The 16,469-nt window shown below is 72.5% G+C and carries 15 protein-coding genes; 10 read left to right on the forward strand and 5 right to left on the reverse strand.

Annotated features, from left to right (window positions below; genetic code table 11):
* Window positions 1-69: 69 nt before the first annotated feature.
* Together ACIBQ6_RS04930 and ACIBQ6_RS04935 are read right to left on the reverse strand one after the other, a co-directional pair.
* The gene (locus tag ACIBQ6_RS04930; protein WP_397210314.1) at window positions 70-537 is read right to left on the reverse strand and encodes a hypothetical protein; all 468 of its coding nucleotides are present in this window, start codon (window positions 535-537) and stop codon (window positions 70-72) included.
* 73 nt (window positions 538-610) lie between these two features.
* Window positions 611-1,228, reverse strand: a complete 618-nt coding sequence (locus ACIBQ6_RS04935; protein WP_358301501.1) for a DUF4142 domain-containing protein — start codon at window positions 1,226-1,228, stop codon at window positions 611-613.
* 88 nt (window positions 1,229-1,316) lie between these two features.
* On the opposite strand from ACIBQ6_RS04935, the gene ACIBQ6_RS04940 reads away from it, so the two are divergent.
* From ACIBQ6_RS04940 to ACIBQ6_RS04960, 5 genes are all read left to right on the forward strand, one after another.
* On the forward strand, window positions 1,317-1,838 hold the full coding sequence (locus tag ACIBQ6_RS04940) for a carboxymuconolactone decarboxylase family protein (RefSeq protein ID WP_397210315.1): 522 nt from the start codon (window positions 1,317-1,319) through the stop codon (window positions 1,836-1,838).
* Window positions 1,839-1,930: 92 nt separating this feature from the next.
* Window positions 1,931-2,335, forward strand: a complete 405-nt coding sequence (locus tag ACIBQ6_RS04945) for a nuclear transport factor 2 family protein (protein ID WP_387669705.1) — start codon at window positions 1,931-1,933, stop codon at window positions 2,333-2,335.
* A 109-nt stretch (window positions 2,336-2,444) separates the two neighbouring features.
* Window positions 2,445-3,101: a CBS domain-containing protein gene (locus ACIBQ6_RS04950; protein WP_358301493.1), complete on the forward strand. Its 657-nt coding sequence runs from the start codon at window positions 2,445-2,447 to the stop codon at window positions 3,099-3,101.
* Window positions 3,102-3,190: 89 nt separating this feature from the next.
* Window positions 3,191-4,861, forward strand: a complete 1,671-nt coding sequence (locus tag ACIBQ6_RS04955; protein WP_397210316.1) for a GAF domain-containing protein — start codon at window positions 3,191-3,193, stop codon at window positions 4,859-4,861.
* A gap of 155 nt (window positions 4,862-5,016) precedes the next feature.
* Entirely contained in the window at window positions 5,017-6,240 is a 1,224-nt protein-coding gene (locus ACIBQ6_RS04960) for an MFS transporter (RefSeq protein ID WP_397210317.1), read from the forward strand.
* 109 nt (window positions 6,241-6,349) lie between these two features.
* On the opposite strand, the gene ACIBQ6_RS04965 is transcribed toward ACIBQ6_RS04960, so the two are convergent.
* Window positions 6,350-6,757, reverse strand: coding sequence for a pyridoxamine 5'-phosphate oxidase family protein (locus tag ACIBQ6_RS04965; protein ID WP_387669698.1), 408 nt, complete (start codon window positions 6,755-6,757; stop codon window positions 6,350-6,352).
* Between the two features lie 76 nt (window positions 6,758-6,833).
* Complete coding sequence (locus ACIBQ6_RS04970) at window positions 6,834-7,475, reverse strand: response regulator transcription factor (RefSeq protein ID WP_352351499.1); 642 nt, start codon at window positions 7,473-7,475, stop codon at window positions 6,834-6,836.
* 187 nt (window positions 7,476-7,662) lie between these two features.
* Between ACIBQ6_RS04970 and ACIBQ6_RS04975 the strand changes: the two genes are divergently transcribed.
* The 4 genes from ACIBQ6_RS04975 to narI are packed head-to-tail and all read left to right on the forward strand — an operon-like array spanning window position 7,663 to window position 14,196.
* Complete coding sequence (locus tag ACIBQ6_RS04975; protein ID WP_397210363.1) at window positions 7,663-11,304, forward strand: nitrate reductase subunit alpha; 3,642 nt, start codon at window positions 7,663-7,665, stop codon at window positions 11,302-11,304.
* Entirely contained in the window at window positions 11,304-12,854 is a 1,551-nt protein-coding gene (gene narH, locus ACIBQ6_RS04980) for a nitrate reductase subunit beta (RefSeq protein ID WP_397210318.1), read from the forward strand. The genes ACIBQ6_RS04975 and narH overlap by 1 nt, the downstream gene beginning before the upstream one ends.
* Window positions 12,851-13,513 (forward strand): nitrate reductase molybdenum cofactor assembly chaperone, encoded by a 663-nt coding sequence (gene narJ, locus ACIBQ6_RS04985; protein WP_397210319.1) that lies wholly within the window; start codon window positions 12,851-12,853, stop codon window positions 13,511-13,513. Before narH ends, narJ begins: the two co-directional genes overlap by 4 nt.
* The gene (gene narI / locus ACIBQ6_RS04990) at window positions 13,510-14,196 is read left to right on the forward strand and encodes a respiratory nitrate reductase subunit gamma (protein WP_397210320.1); all 687 of its coding nucleotides are present in this window, start codon (window positions 13,510-13,512) and stop codon (window positions 14,194-14,196) included. Before narJ ends, narI begins: the two co-directional genes overlap by 4 nt.
* Window positions 14,197-14,291: 95 nt before the next feature.
* Here the strand turns inward: narI and ACIBQ6_RS04995 are convergent, their stop codons facing one another.
* Window positions 14,292-14,939 carry a pyridoxamine 5'-phosphate oxidase family protein gene (locus tag ACIBQ6_RS04995; protein WP_397210321.1) on the reverse strand — a complete coding sequence of 216 codons (648 nt, stop codon included), beginning with the start codon at window positions 14,937-14,939 and terminating at the stop codon, window positions 14,292-14,294.
* A gap of 156 nt (window positions 14,940-15,095) precedes the next feature.
* On the opposite strand from ACIBQ6_RS04995, the gene ACIBQ6_RS05000 reads away from it, so the two are divergent.
* Window positions 15,096-16,469, forward strand: coding sequence for a cytochrome ubiquinol oxidase subunit I (locus tag ACIBQ6_RS05000; RefSeq protein ID WP_397210322.1), 1,374 nt, complete (start codon window positions 15,096-15,098; stop codon window positions 16,467-16,469).

The raw sequence follows: 16,469 nt of genomic DNA on the forward strand, positions 1-16,469 counted from the left end.
CGCGACGGGCGGCGCGACACGCGGGCGCGACGGGCAGGCTCGGCGGGGAGCCGGTCCGGCTGGGAGGGGTCAATGGTGTCGGGGGGTCTCAAGCTCGCCGCCCAGGCGGCCGCGTAACCGGTCCAGCAGGTCGGCCGTGGCGACGACGACCCAGCGGTCGCCGACCAGGTACGCGCCGCCGTACGCCTGGGCGATGTCGAGCCAGTCTCGTTTGCCCTTGTCGGTGCTGAACGTCACGATCGTCAGGCGACCCTGGGGGGTGTCGCAGGCCGCCTGCCGCAGCTCGGCGGCGTCGGTCTGCAGCTTGCCGGCGGGGCAGCCGAGCAGGGTGGTGAGCTGCTTCATGTCGCCGGCCGGCACCTTCGGCGCGACGGCGACGGCGGGGGCGGGGGCGGGGGCGGAGGGAGCGGCGCCGTGGTGGTGCGCCGGCCGCCCCTGGGGGACGGGGGCGGCCGCGCACCCCGCCAGCAGGGCGATGCCCAGGGCGGCGATCGCCTGCCGCGACGCGCGGACGGGTGCTTCGAGGGGTTCGGGCATGAGGTCGGTGTTCCGCCGGAGTGTCGATGGGACCGGTCCCCCATGGGAAGACGCGCTTCCAGGGGCCGGCAGGTCAGGAGGTGGGCGGGGCGGGGGACGGGGGCGGGGGCTCGGGGAGCTGGTTGTGGTTCACCAGGCCGGTCGATTCGAGGTACGTCATGTGGCGCATGACGAAGTTGATGCCTTCCTGGGCGAACTTGCGGATCTCGGCGTTCCTGGTCCCGGCCCGGACGAGCGCCAGGGTGCCGAAGACCTTGCCGTGCGCGGCGCGCAGCAGGTTCGCGTAGTCCTGGTCGAAGGCCGGGCCGCTCTCGGCCGCGAGCTGGGCCAGCCAGCGCTGCTGGTCGGGGTTGGGCTCGTCGGGCAGGGCGACGCCGAGTCTGGCCGCCGTGTCGCGGGTCATCTGGTCCAGCTTCTGGTGCTCGCCCATGATCTGCTTGCCGACCTGCTTGACGCGCTGCGACTGGGCGCGGGTGGCGGCGTACTCGCCCGCGGGCATCTCCCACAGTCCCGCCTGCCGCACCTTGATCAGCAGGTCGACGTCGGCGGCCGAGAGGGGGCCCGAGGGCGTGAGGGTCCGTTGCGCGTCCGCGGGGTCGATCGACGGAGGCAGGATCAGCAGGATCGTCGCCGCCGCCGCCGCGACGAAGCCGCCCAGCATGAACATCTCACCGCGCAAGAGCCTGTGCATGCTCGAAGGTACGCGGGCCCGCCGGATCCGGTTCAACGGATCCGCGACCGGTTTCCCGGATACCCCCTACGGGTATAGAGTGCGCCGTATGAGACGTCTTGAACCGCTCGTTCCTGAGAAGGCCCCCGAGAAGTCCCGTCAGATCCTGGACGACATCGTCGCCAGGCACGGCGGGGCGGGTGACATGGTGTCCACGATGGCCCACTCGCCCGCCTTGCTCCAGGGATATCTGGACTTCTCCCGGGCGATGAAGCGGGTGAAGATCCCGCGCGCGCTCAGCGAGAAGATCTCCCTGGCCGTGCAGGAGTGGATCGGCTGCGCCACGTGCCTGGCCGCGCACACCGAGGGGGCGCTGGCCGCCGGGCTGAGCGAGGCCGACGTCGCCCTGGCCCGCCAGGGCACCTCGGCCGACGCGCGGGAGGCCGCCCTGATCGCGGTGGCGGTGCGGGTGCTGGTCGAGCCGTCGTCCATCACCGACGAGGAGGTGGCGGGGCTGCGCTCCCTCGGCTGGAGCGACCGGGTGATCGCCGAGGTCGTCGGCCTGGTCTCGCTCAACCTGCTGACCGGGGCGTTCAACCTGCTCGTGGGGAACCAGCCGGAAGAGGAGTAGGCCAGGAGCGCGCTCGTGATGTACTGGCTCATGGCGATCGGCGTGCGACCGGCCCCGGTTCCCGCACGCCCCGGCGACGGATGGAGGACGACATGACCGCGCACGAACCGGCGGCATCCCCGCAGCGGCACCACCGGGCCCACGCCGACGCGATCGACGCCTTCATCGCCGCCGCCAACGCCGACGACCCCGACCACCGCTCCGCGCTGCTCAGCCGTGCCCTCGCCGCCGACGTGGTGTTCTGGGGGCCGCTCGGCCGCGGATCCGGCCGGGGCGCGGTGGCCGACTTCGTCACCGAGGTGGTCCAGGGCTACCGGGCCGGCGGCTGCCGCATGGTCCGGACGACGTCCGTCGACGCGCCGCACGAGTGGGCCCGGTTCGGCTGGCGCTTCGAGGGGCCCGACGGCGCCACCGTCCTGTCGGGCACCGACATGGTGCACCTCACCGCCGCCGGCGACATCGACGAGATCGTGGTCTTCGCCGGCCCGCTGCACTGACACCCGCTCCGGCCGTCCAGGACCTTAGCCCCTCGCCCGCGGGACGTTCGCCGCTGCCGCCACCGCCCCCGCGCGCGGGACCGTGGAGGCGGAAAGCGAGGTGGCGATCATGTCGATCGAGGTCAAGGACGTCATGGGACGCGTGGCGATCGCGGTGCTGGAGCACGCGTCGTTCGCCGACATCGTGGCGGCGATGAAGCGGTACGCGGTGGGCGCGGTCACCGTGATCGACGCCGACCGGCGGCCGGTGGGCGTGGTGTCGGAGGACGACCTGCTGCTCAAGGAGACCGGCCGGGCCCGGCACGCCGTCTCCGTCCTCGACTCGCGGGCGCGGCGGCAGGAGCAGCGCAAGGCCGCCGCCGTCACCGCCGCGGAGCTGATGACGTCGCCGGCGGTCACGGTCACCCCGGGCATGCCGGTGCGCGAGGCGGCCAGGATCATGCACGCCCGGCGGATCAGGCAGCTCCCGGTGATCGACCCGGTCACCGGACGCGTCGTCGGCACCCTGCACCAGCGCGACGTGCTGCGCGTCTTCACCCGCCCGGCCGCCGAGCTGGAGGCGGACGTCAGGGCCGTGCTCCCGCCGGACGGCACGTTCGCGGTCACGGTCGACGCCGGCGTGGTCACGATCACCGGCAGGGTGGCGACCCGCGCGCGGGCCGCCGCGCTGACGGAGGCGGTCCGGGCGGTGGAGGGCGTCGTCGACGTCGTGACCGAGCTGGAACGCGACCGGGACGACCTGTTCACCGTCCCGCCGCTGCTGTAGAGGCGGACGGGCCCGGCGGGCTGATTCCGGCGGCGAGGGCACTTGCTGGGACACTGAACGGTATGTCGGAAAGTGAGCAGCGTAGCCTGATGCCCCAGATGCGGCTCGACGAGCTGCTGGCCGAGCTGCAGACGAGGCTCAACGCCGTCCTCGCCACCCGCGACCGGGTGCACGCGCTGCTGGAGGCCGTCGTCTCGGTGGGCAGCGACCTCGACCTGGAGACCGTGCTGCGGCGGATCGTCGAGACGGCCACCAAGCTGGTGGACGCCAGCTACGGGGCGCTCGGCGTGGTCGGCGAGGAGCAGACGCTCGTCCAGTTCATCCCGGTGGGGCTGAGCGAGGAGGAGATCGCCCGGATCGAGCACTGGCCGCACGGGCTGGGCCTGCTCGGCCTGCTGATCAAGGACGCCCGCCCGCTGCGGCTGGGCCGCATCTCCGACCACCCCGAGTCCTACGGCTTCCCGCCCGGCCACCCGCCGATGGGCACCTTCCTCGGCGTCCCGGTGCGGGTGCGCGACGAGGTGTTCGGCAACCTCTACCTGACCGAGAAACGCGGCGGCGGCGACTTCGACGAGGAGGACGAGGCCATCGTGATCGCGTTGGCCACCGCCGCCGGCGTCGCCGTGGAGAACGCCCGGCTGTACGAGGAGTCGCGCCGGCGTGAGACCTGGCTGCAGGCGTCCTCGGAGATCATCACCAGTCTGCTGTCCGGCGCCGGCTCCCGCGAGGTGCTCACCACCATGGCGGCGCGGGCCCGCCAGATGACCGACGCCGACCTGGTCCAGGTGCTGCTGCCCGACCCGTCGGGCGGCACGCTGACCGTCGACGTGGCCGAGGGCGAGGGCGCCGACGAGCTGCTGGGGATGGCCTTCGACGTCTCGGCCACCCTGGCGGGGGAGGCGTTCACGCACGGCGAGCCCAGGTCCGAACGCGACCTGCCGGGCGCGCCCTACCCCGACTCGCCGCTGCGGCGGCTGGGCTACGGCCCCGGCCTGATGGTGCCGCTGGGCGCCGCCCCCCGCGTGCGCGGCGTGCTCATGCTGGCCAAGCGCGGCGGGCGGCTGCCGTTCAGCGGGGCCGACCAGCAGATGCTGGAGTCGTTCGCGGGGCAGGCGGCGATCGCGCTGGAGCTGGCCGAGGCCCGCCGCGACGCCGAACGGCTCGGCCTGCTGGAGGACCGCGACCGCATCGCCAAGGACCTGCACGACGTCGTCATCCAGCGGCTGTTCGCCACGGCCATGACGCTGATGAGCACCGTCCGGCTGGTCGAGCGGCCGGAGGCGGGCAAACGGCTCCAGCACGCCATCGACGAGCTGGACGAGACCATCCGGCAGATCCGCTCGTCCATCTTCGCCCTCCAGACCCCGCGCGAGGACGCCGCGCCGAGCCTGCGCACGAAGATCGTCGACCTGGTGGAGGGGGCGGGCGCGCACCTGGGGTTCATGCCCGGCCTGCGGATGGAGGGCCAGATCGACACCCTGGTGCCCGACCAGGTGGCCGGTCACCTGCTCGCCGTCCTGCGCGAGGCGCTGTCCAACGTGGTGCGCCACTCCCACGCCACCCGGGCCGAGGTCTCCATCGAGGTCGCCGGCGGCCGGCTCACCCTCCTCGTCGGCGACAACGGCGTCGGCGTGGGCGACGGCGGGCGGCGCAGCGGCCTGCGCAACATCGAGGAACGGGCCGCCGACCTCGGCGGGGCCGCCGAGCTGGAGACGCCGGAGGAGGGCGGCACCCGCCTGCGCTGGCACGTCCCGCTGTGACGGCCGCGTAGCCCTCGCGCGTCCTAAGTCCCGGGAGGTCGGGACCTTCGTCCATACCCCGCGTCATGCCCGCTGAGCTGTGATGGGACGGCAAAGCCAGGTGATCGCGGCCATCCAGGCCGCCCCCACCTCCGCATGAACCACGTGAGGAAGACATGACGAACGCACCGGCCACCACCCCCGGCCGCAGCCCGGCGTTGATGCTCACCCTGGCGACCCTGGGCTTCGCGGTGAACTTCTGGGCCTGGGCCCTGCTCAGTCCGCTCGGGCCGCGTTTCAAGGAGCTGCTCGGGCTGTCGGCCGGGCAGCAGGCGCTGCTGGTGGCCGTCCCGGTGATCGTGGGGTCGCTGGGCCGCATCCCGGTCGGCGCGCTCACCGACAGGTTCGGCGGGCGGGTGATGTTCCCGCTGGTCTCGGCGGCCACCATCGTCCCCGTCCTGTTCATCGGCCTGTTCGGGCAGACGTCGATGGTCTCGCTGCTGATCGGCGGGTTCTTCCTCGGCGTCGGCGGCACCGTGTTCGCCGTCGGGGTGCCGTTCGTCAACGCCTGGTTCCCGCCGAACCGGCGCGGCCTGGCGGTCGGGATCTTCGGCGCGGGGATGGGCGGCACCGCGATCAGCGCGCTGACCACCGTCCCGCTGGTCCGCGCCGGCGGCGCCGCCGTGCCGTTCCTCATCACCGCCGTCGTGCTGGCCGCGTACGCGGTCGTGGCGTGGCTGGTGCTGCGCGACGCGCCCGGCCGTGCCGTCGTCACCCAGCCGCTCGGTGCCCGCATGGCCGCCGCGCTCAGGCTGCCGATCACCTGGCAGGCGTGCGTGTTGTACGCGGTCGCCTTCGGCGGTTACGTCGCCTTCTCGGTCTACCTGCCCGCCTACCTGCAGACCGGCTACGGGCTGGAGCAGGCCGACGCCGCCAACAGGATGGCCGGGTTCGTCGTGCTGGCCGTGCTGGCCCGGCCGATCGGCGGCTGGCTGTCGGACCGCGTCGGCCCGGTGCCCGTGCTGACCGGCGTGTTCGTCCTCACCGCCGGCACGGCGGCCGTGCAGGCGCTCACCCCCGGCCTCATGCCGGTCGGCACGATCGCGTTCCTGACCATGGCCGCCGCGCTCGGCGCCGGCAGCGGCGCCACCTTCGCGCTGGTCGCGCAGGTCGCCCCGGCCGACAAGGTCGGCACGGTCACCGGCCTGGTCGGCGCCGCCGGCGGGCTCGGCGGGTTCGTCCCGCCGCTGGTGATGGGCTTCCTGTACGGCCGGCTCGGCTCGTACGGCCTCGGCCTGGCCCTGCTGGCGGTCACCGCCGTGGTGACGCTGGCCCTGACGGTGACCGCGGTCCGCGCGCTGGCCGCCCGCCGCGTGGCCGGCCCGGCCGGCTCGCGCTGACCGCACTCCACGCAAAGGCGCTGACCGCACCCCACGCAAAGGCGCTGACCGCACCCCACGCAAAGGCGGGGCCCGGCCGTCCGGCCGGGCCCCGCGCCTTGACGACAGGTCAGCCGGCGATCCGGCGGCCGGACAGCTGCTCGGCGTCGACCACGATGTAGTGATCGCGGCTGCCCGGAGCCCACGGGGACAGGGGCAGCGCGGCCAGCCGGGCCGTCTCGGCCGGATCGGTCACCGCCCGCGCGTGCCCGACCGCCGTCACCGACCAGCCGGTGCGCATCGCGGGATCGAACTCGTCGGCCTCGAACGCCACCACGGCCTGCCGGGTGGCCGCGGCCAGCTTCGACCCGATCGAGGTGCGGATGACCACGCGCTCTCCGTCGAGGCAGAAGTTGACCGGCTGCACGGCCGGCAGAGCGCGATCGGTGAAGACGATCCGCCCGATCGGCGTGGACGACAGCAGGCGCAGGCACTCCTCACGGGAGAGCACCTGGAGCCCGGACGAGTCGAGTTGCATGCTTCTCAGCCTCCCACCAGGCACGTTCCCGGTGTCAGAGGCGAAAGTCCCGACGCGAGTCCCGACGCGGGGGCGCTCAGTCGCGACGGTCGGCCCGCAACCGCGCCGACAGCGCGGCGGCCTGCGTGCGGCGCTGCATGTTGAGCTTGGCCAGCAGGTTGGACACGTAGTTCTTGACCGTCTTCTCGGCCAGGAACATGCGCTCGCCGATCTGCCGGTTGGTCAGCCCCTCGCCGATCAGGTCGAGGATGTTCCGCTCCTGCTCCGACAGCGCCGCCAGCGGGTCCTGCCGGGCGGCCTGGTCGCGCAGCCGCTGCAACATGGCGGCGGTGGTCTGCGGGTCGAGCAGCGACTGCCCGGAGGCCACCGTGCGCACCGCGCCGACCAGGTCGGAGCCGTGGATCTGCTTGAGCACGTAGCCCGATGCGCCGGCCATCACCGCGTCGAACAGGGCGTCGTCGTCGGCGAACGAGGTCAGCATGAGGCAGGCCAGCCCCGGCAGCTTCGAGCGCACCTCCCGGCACACGTCGACGCCGTTGCCGTCGGGCAGGCGCACGTCGAGCACCGCGACGTCGGGCTTCAGCGCCGGGATGCGGGCGATCGCCGACTCGGCGGTCCCGGCCTCGCCGATCACCTCGATGTCGTCCTCGGAGCCCAGCAGGGCGGCCACGCCACGCCGCACGACCTCGTGATCGTCGAGAAGGAACACACGAATCATGCCTCCGACGCTACCGCCTCCCGTCACCCGGAAGTAGGGACCAAGGTCCCGGGCGCCGGTCGTGGGCCCATCGGCCGGTACGAAGGGACTTTGGTCCCTGCCGGGAGCGCCTGCCCGCCCACCAGCCTGGATCCATGACCGTTGTGGCAGGGGAAGAGTTGTGAGCGACATAGACGCGATCCCGGGCATGGGGCCGTTGCTGGCGGCCAGGAAGTTCTTCACCAGGGCGGAGGTGTCGGCCGACGGCCGCACCCTGCACCAGGTCGATCCCGGCGCCTGGGACCGCTTCTACCGGGACCGGTGGGCGCACGACAAGGTGGTGCGCTCGACGCACGGTGTGAACTGCACGGGCTCGTGCTCCTGGCAGGTGTTCGTCAAGGACGGCCTGATCACGTGGGAGCACCAGGCCACCGACTACCCGTCGGTCGGCCCGGAGTCGCCCGAGTACGAGCCGCGCGGCTGTCCCCGTGGCGCGTCCTTCTCCTGGTACACCTACTCTCCCTCGCGGGTGCGCTACCCGTACGTGCGCGGGGTGCTGCTGGAGATGTGGCGCGAGGCCAAGGCCAGGCTGGGCGACCCCGTGCTGGCGTGGGCGGAGCTGACCGGCGACCCCGAGCGCGCGCGGGCCTACAAGCGGGCCCGCGGCAAGGGCGGGTTCGTCCGGTCGAGCTGGGACGAGGTCCTGGAGCTCATGGCCGCCGCCCACGTGCACACCATCAAGGACCACGGCCCCGACCGGGTGGTGGGCTTCTCGCCGATCCCGGCGATGTCGATGGCCTCGTTCGCGGCCGGCACCCGCTTCCTGTCGATGATCGGCGGCACGCTGCTGTCGTTCTACGACTGGTACGCCGACCTGCCGATCGCCTCGCCGCAGGTGTGGGGCGACCAGACCGACGTGCCCGAGGCGGCCGACTGGTGGAACTCCCGCTACCTGATCATGTGGGGCTCCAACATCCCGGTCACCCGCACCCCGGACGCCCATTTCATGACCGAGGCCCGCTACCAGGGCACCAAGGTCGTCGCGGTCAGCCCGGACTACGCCGACAACGTCAAGTTCGCCGACGACTGGCTCGCGCCGCACCCCGGCACCGACGGCGCCCTGGCCATGGCGATGGGCCACGTGACGCTGACCGAGTTCTTCCGCGACCGCCAGGTGCCCTACTTCACCGACTACGTGCGCAAGTACACCGACCTGCCGTTCCTGGTGACGCTGGAGCCGCGCGGCGACGCGTACGTGCCGCGCCGCTTCCTGACCGCCGCCGACCTGGGCCAGGACAGCGAGAACGCCGAGTTCAAGACCGTCTTCCTGGACGAGACGACCGGCGCCGCGCAGGTGCCGAACGGCTCGCTCGGCCACCGCTGGGGCCAGGAGGGCGAGGGCCGCTGGAACCTCGACCTGGACGGCGCCGTCCCCGCGCTGACCCTGCTCGGCCGGTCCGGGCGCGCGGTCGAGGTGGACCTGCCGCGCTTCGACGAGGGGCCCACCGAGGGCGGCACGGTCATGCGCCGCGGCGTCCCGGTCACCGAGCTGGCCGGCAAGCTCGTCACGACGGTGTTCGACCTGCTCATGGCCCAGTACGGCGTGGCCCGCGACCTGCCCGGCGAATGGCCGGCGAGCTACGAGGACGCCACGCAGCCCTACACCCCGGCCTGGGCGGAGGAGATCACCTCGGTCCCGGCCGCCACGATCGCCAGGATCGCCCGCGAGTTCGCCCGCAACGCCGAGCGCACGCAGGGCCGGTCGATGATCGCGATGGGCGCCGGCACCAACCACTGGTTCCACTCCGACCAGATCTACCGCTCGTTCCTGACGCTGGTGCTGCTGACCGGCTGCCAGGGCGTCAACGGCGGCGGCTGGGCGCACTACGTGGGCCAGGAGAAGGTCCGCCCGGTCACCGGCTTCCAGCACCTGGCCTTCGGCTTCGACTGGCAGCGCCCGACCCGGCACATGGCCGGCACCGCGTTCTGGTACCTGGCCACCGACCAGTGGCGTTACGAGAGCTTCGGGGCCGGCGAGCTGGCCAGCCCGCTGGGCGAGGGCAGGTTCGCGGGCCGCTCGTTCGCCGACTGCAACGCCCAGGCGGCCCGGCTGGGCTGGCTGCCCTCGCACCCGACGTTCGACCGCAACCCGCTCAAGCTCGCCGACGAGGCCGCCGCGCGCGGCGTCCCGGTGGCCGAGCACGTGGTGGACGAGCTGAAGGCCGGGCGGCTGCGCTTCGCCGCCGAGGACCCGGGCGACCCGGCCAACTTCCCGCGGGTGCTGACCGTGTGGCGGGCCAACCTGCTCGGCTCGTCCGGCAAGGGCAACGAGTACTTCCTGCGCCACCTGCTCGGCGCCGACGCCGAGGCGCGCAACGAGGAGACGCCCGAGGGGCTGCGCCCGGCCGAGGTGACCTGGCGGGAGAACGCCGCGGAGGGCAAGCTCGACCTGCTGACGACGATCGACTTCCGGATGACGTCCACGGCGCTGTTCTCCGACGTCGTCCTGCCCGCCGCCACCTGGTACGAGAAGCACGACCTGTCCAGCACCGACATGCACCCGTTCGTGCACGCCTTCAACCCGGCCATCGCCCCGCCCTGGCAGACCAGGTCCGACCACGACGCCTTCCTCGGGCTGGCCGACGCCTTCTCCAAGCTGGCCGCCCGCCACCTGGGCCGGCGCACCGACGTGCTGGCCGTCCCGCTCACCCACGACACCCCGGACGAGCTGGCCCAGCCGGGCGGCCGGGTGCGCGACTGGAAGCACGGCGAGTGCGAGCCCGTCCCGGGCCGGACGATGCCCAAGATCGTCACGGTCGAGCGCGACTACGGCGCCGTCGCCGAGCGCGTCCGCGGGATCGGGCCGCTCTTCGCCGACCTGGGCCTGACCACCAAGGGCATCACCTACCGGGTGGGCCCCGAGCTGGACCGCCTGCGTGAGCAGAACGGCGAGACCCCCGAGGGCCACATCTCCCTGGGCACCGCCGACCGGATGTGCGAGGCCATCCTCGCGCTGTCCGGCACCACCAACGGCCGCCTGGCCACCCAGGGCTTCGAGACCATGGAGAAGCGCACCGGGACCAGGCTCGCCGACCTGGCCGCCGAGCACGAGGGCAAACGCATCACGTTCGCCGACACGCGGTCGAGACCGCAGCCGGTGATCACCTCGCCCGAGTGGTCGGGCTCGGAGACCGGCGGGCGCCGCTACTCCGCGTTCGTCATCAACGTCGAACGCGACAAACCATGGCACACCCTGACCGGCCGGCAGCAGTTCTTCCTCGACCATGACTGGATCATCGAGCTGGGCGAGCAGCTTCCCGCCTACCGGCCGCCGCTCGACCTGCGCCGCCACCACGGCGACCAGCGCGACGGGCAGGCTGACGGGCAGGGCGCCGAGGTCACCGTGCGGTACCTGACGCCGCACTCGAAGTGGTCGATCCACTCGGAGTACCAGGACAACGCGTACATGCTGGCCCTGTCGCGGGGCGGGCCGACGATCTGGATGAGCGTCGAGGACGCCGCCTCGATCGGGGCCGCCGACAACGACTGGATCGAGGCGTACAACCGCAACGGCGTGGTCGTGGCCAGGGCGGTCGTCTCCCACCGGATGCCGGCCGGGACGGTGTACATGTACCACGCCAAGGACCGCAACGTGAACGTCCCGCTCACCGAGCGCTCGGGCCGGCGCGGCGGCGTGCACAACTCCCTCACCCGGCTGCTGCTCAAGCCCAGCCACCTCATCGGCGGGTACGCGCAGTTCACCTACGCCTTCAACTACTACGGGCCGACCGGCAACCAGCGTGACGAGATCACGGTGATCCGCCGCCGCGGCCAGGAGGTGACCTACTGATGCGCGTCATGGCACAGGTCGCCATGGTGATGAACCTGGACAAGTGCATCGGCTGCCACACCTGTTCCGTCACCTGCAAGCAGACCTGGACGAACCGGGACGGCGTCGAGTACGTCTGGTTCAACAACGTCGAGACCAAGCCCGGCGTCGGCTACCCCAAGCGGTACGAGGACCAGGAACGCTGGCACGGCGGCTGGCAGCTCGACGGGCGCGGCCGGCTCAAGCTGCGCGCGGGCGGCCGGGTCAAGCGGCTGCTCAGCCTGTTCTCCAACCCCGACCTGCCGGACCTGGACGACTACTACGAGCCGGCCACCTACGACTACGACACCCTGCTCAACGCCCCCGCCGGGCCGCACGTGCCGGTCATCCGTCCCAAGTCGGCCATCACCGGCAAGGACATGAACATCACGTGGGGCGCCAACTGGGAGGACGACCTCGGCGGCGCCCCCGAGCACGCCCACGGCGACCCCAACCTGGCGGCCATGGCCGAGAAGGTGCGCATGGAGTTCGACCAGACCTTCATGTTCCACCTGCCGCGCATCTGCGAGCACTGCCTCAACCCGGCGTGCGTGGCCGCCTGCCCCTCCGGCGCGATGTACAAGCGGGAGGAGGACGGCATCGTCCTGGTGGACCAGGACCGCTGCCGCGGCTGGCGCATGTGCGTCTCGTCGTGCCCGTACAAGAAGGTGTACGTCAACCACAAGACCGGCAAGGCCGAGAAGTGCACGTTCTGCTTCCCCCGCATCGAGGCGGGACAGCCGACCGTGTGCGCCGAGACCTGCGTGGGCCGGCTGCGCTACATCGGCCTCGTCCTGTACGACGCCGACGCCGTGCTCGCCGCCGCCCGCGTGCCCGACCCGCGCGACCTGCTGGAGGCCCAGCGCAAGGTCTTCCTCGACCCCGACGACCCGCAGGTGGCCGCCGCCGCGCGGGCCGGCGGGATCAGCGAGGACTGGATCGAGGCCGCGCGGCGCTCGCCGATCTACCGGCTGGCCATGCGCTACCGGGTGGCGCTGCCGCTGCACCCGGAGTACCGCACGCTGCCGATGGTCTGGTACATCCCGCCGCTGTCGCCGGTGCTCGACGCCGTGACCGGGGCCGGCGCGGACGCCGACGACCCCGACAACGTCTTCCACGCCATCACCGACCTGCGCATCCCGCTGGAGTACCTGGCCGGGCTGTTCAGCGCCGGGGACACCGAGGTGGTGGCCGGGGTGCTGATGAAGCTGTCGGCGATGCGCGGCTACATGCGGGCCCGCACCCTCGACGGCACCGTGGCCGGGGACCTGCTGGAGTCGGCCGGGATGACGGCGCGGGACATGGAGGAGATGTACCGCCTGCTGGCCGTCGCCAAGTACGAGGAGCGCTACGTCGTGCCCGCCGCCCACCGCGAGGACGCCGCCGCGTTGTCGGCCCAGGCCGCCGGGTGCAGCCTGGACGGCGACGGCGGCCCCGGGATGAGCGGGTTCCACCCGACCGGCGTGACCGGCCGCCGCAGCGACGGACGCCTGGGCCTGAAGCTGTTCACCGGCAAGGGGCCGGCGTCATGAGACTGCTGCCCGCCCCCGGCACCGTCGTCGAACGGCCGCAGGACCGCGCCGCGCTGCTCCGGCTGGTCTCGCTGCTGCTGCAGTACCCGGACGCCGGGCTGCTGGCCGCCCGCCCCGAGCTGCGCACGGCCGTCGCCGCGCTGCCCGACGGGCATCCGCGCCAGGCGCTGGAGCAGTTCCTGTGGTGGTTCGGCGACCGGCAGCCGATGCCGCTGGCCCGCCACTACGTCGAGACCTTCGACCTGCGCCGCAGGTCCAGCCTCTACCTCACCTACTACCTGCACGGCGACACCCGCCGCCGGGGCATGGCCCTGCTGACGCTCAAGCAGCGCTACCGCGTGGCCGGGCTCACCCCGCCCGAGGGCGAGCTGCCCGACTTCCTGCCGGTGGTGTGCGAGTTCGCCGCGCTGGCCGGGCCGGACGTGGGGGAGGCGCCGCTGCGCCAGCACCGCAAGGGGCTGGAGCTCATCCGCACCGCCCTGCACGAGGCCGGCTCGCCGTATGCGCTCGTGCTGGACGCCCTGTGCGCGGTGCTGCCCGGCATGTCGGAGGCCGAGCGGGTCGCGGTGGCCGACCTCGCCCTGGCCGGCCCGCCCGCCGAGGAGGTCGGCCTGGCCCCGTACGGGCCGCCGCTGAACGAGAGTGAGGTACGGCCGTGAGCGTCGTGCTCTGGGCGATCGTCCCCTATGTCGCCTTGACGATCTTCGTCGCCGGGCACGTCTGGCGCTGGCGGGTGGACCAGTTCGGCTGGACCACCCGTACCACGCAGGTGCTGGAGAGCAGGCTGCTGCGGCTCGGCTCGCCGCTGTTCCACCTGGGCGCGTTCGCGGCCATCGGCGGTCACGTGCTCGGCCTGCTCGTCCCCAAGAGCTGGACCGAGGCCGTCGGCGTGGACGAGCACCTCTACCACCTGGTGTCGGTCAGCGCCGGGACCGTGGCCGGGGTCATGGTCGTCGCGGGCCTGACGCTGCTGCTGGCCCGGCGCCTGACCAGCCCGCGGGTGCGGCGCACCACCACTCGCGCCGACAAGGTGCTGTTCACCGTGCTGGCCGTGGTGATCGTGCTCGGCATGGCCGCGACCGTGGGCAGCAACCTGCTCGGCGGCGGCTACGACTACCGGGCCACGATCGCCGTCTGGTTCCGGGGCGTGCTGACCTTCCGTCCCGACCCGCGGCTGATGGCCGACGTGCCGCTGCTGTTCCAGCTGCACGCGATGTCGGCCTGGCTGCTCGCCGCGATCTGGCCGTTCACCCGGCTGGTGCACGTGTGGTCGGCGCCGGTGGCGTACCTGTGGCGGCCCTACGTCGTCTACCGCCGACGCGTGCCCGTCCGGTCCCGCTGACCGGCGCGGAGCCGAGAGCGCGAGGAGCCCGGGAAGGAGAGGTGCGATGGGCGGTCAGATCGTGGTGGCGGTGGACGGATCCGGGGCCGGTCCCCTCACATGGAGTGGATGCGGCGGCCGGTGACGTGGTGGGGGACGATCCGGATGTGCAGCCGCCGGTCGCCGCCCGCCCACGGGGTGACGTCCGACTCGGCCTGCTCGTCCGGGGTCACGTGGTGGGCGGGCCCCTGCACGAGCACGCTCCACCCCTGCCGCCGGGCCTCGTCGATCCGGTCCACCTCGAAGCCCACCATGACCTCGACGCCCTCCAGGCCGGTCCGCAGGTCCTGGTCGAGCGGGCCGCCCGCGGCGGTGCGGAAGACGATGGCGTCGTCGTGCACGCGGAAGTTGACGGGTAGCACCGTCGGCCCGTGCGAGCCGTTGAACGCGATCCGGCCGATGCCGCCGGGCGCGATCAGGCGCAGGCACTCCTCGCGGTCGAGGACCTCCAGGACGGGCTCGGCCATCGCGGGCCCGACGCCCGGCGGACGGTCGCGCCCGCCGCCCAGCAGGTCCTGGCCGGTGGTCCCGAGCGCGTCGGCCAGCCGGTTCAGGGTTCCCCTGTCCGGGATGTCCACGTGCTCCTCCATGTACCGGAGGTAGCCGGCGGACATGTCCGCCCGCTCCGCCACCTGCTCGACGGTGAGCCCCAGCCGCTGCCGGTGGTACTGGATGCGGTGGCCGAAGTCGCCGGTCGCTGTCACTGTCTCCTCCTGCCGCTGCGTCCCCACGCGGGTTGAAGCTGTCCAGGCACCCCGTACCCCGGACAGGGCCTTTCGCCCCTTCATGGGACCAACGTCCCTCGGCCCCGGGACGCACGGCCCTACGGCGCGGCGGCCGGGAAGAGGAGCCTGGCCTGCATGGATGTCCTGGATCTCTCCCGGTGGCAGTTCGGCATCACGACCGTCTACCACTTCCTCTTCGTGCCGCTCACGATCGGCCTGTCGATCATCGTGGCCGGTCTGCAGACGGCGTGGCACCGGACGAAGAAGCCGGAGTACCTGCGGCTGACCCGGTTCTGGGGCCGGCTGTTCCTGATCAACTTCGCCATGGGCGTGGTGACGGGCATCGTGCAGGAGTTCCAGTTCGGGATGAACTGGAGTGACTACTCCCGCTTCGTCGGCGACGTGTTCGGGGCGCCGCTGGCCATGGAGGGGCTGATGGCCTTCTTCCTGGAGTCCACCTTCCTCGGCCTGTGGATCTTCGGCTGGGACCGGCTCTCGCCCCGGCTGCACCTGGCCACGATCTGGCTGGCCGCCATCGGCACCAACATCTCGGCCTACTTCATCCTGGCGGCCAACTCCTGGATGCAGCACCCCGTCGGCTACCGGATCAACAACGGCCGCGCCGAGCTGACCGACATCTGGGCCGTGCTGACCAACTCGACCACGCTGGTCACCTTCCCGCACGTCCTGTTCGGGGCGTTCCTGACCGCGGCCGCGTTCGTGCTGGGCGTCAGCGCCTGGTTCCTGCTGCGCAAGCGGGACGTCTCCCTCTTCCGCACCTCGGCCCGGCTGGCGCTGGCCGTCAGCCTGGTCTCGGCGGTCGGGGTGTCGTTCTCCGGCCACTGGCAGGCCCAGATCATGACCGAGCAGCAGCCGATGAAGATGGCCGCCGCCGAGGCCCTGTGGGAGGACGAGACCTCCGCCGGCTTCTCGCTGTTCGCCATCGGCGACGTCGAGAACGGCCGCAACCACGTCAACCTGCAGATCCCCTACGGCCTGAGCCTGCTGTCCACCAACACCCTGGACGGCGAGGTCGAGGGCATCAACGACATCCAGGCCCGCTACCAGGCCCTGTACGGCCCCGGCGACTACCGGCCGATCGTCGGCCTGGCCTACTGGTCCTTCCGGCTGATGATCGGGTTCGGCATGCTGTCGGCGCTGCTCGCCCTCGCCGGGCTCTGGCTGACCAGGCGCGGCCGGCTGCCCGCGGGCCGCTGGGCCTACCGGCTGGCCATCGCCGGGATCGGCCTGCCGTTCCTGGCCAACAGCATGGGCTGGATCTTCACCGAGATGGGCCGCCAGCCGTGGACCGTCTTCGGGCTGATGCGCACCGCCTACGCCGTCTCGCCGACGGCGGACGTCCCCTCGGTGGCCATCACGCTGGTCGGCTTCACCCTGGCCTACGCCGTGCTCGCCATCATCGAGATCCGGCTGCTGGTCAAGTTCATCCGGATCGGGCCGAACGAGCAGGAAGAGCCCGAGACCGCCGTCCCCGCGCTGAGCTACTGA

The organism is Nonomuraea sp. NPDC049655, assembly GCF_044465465.1.
Taxonomy (GTDB): domain Bacteria; phylum Actinomycetota; class Actinomycetes; order Streptosporangiales; family Streptosporangiaceae; genus Nonomuraea.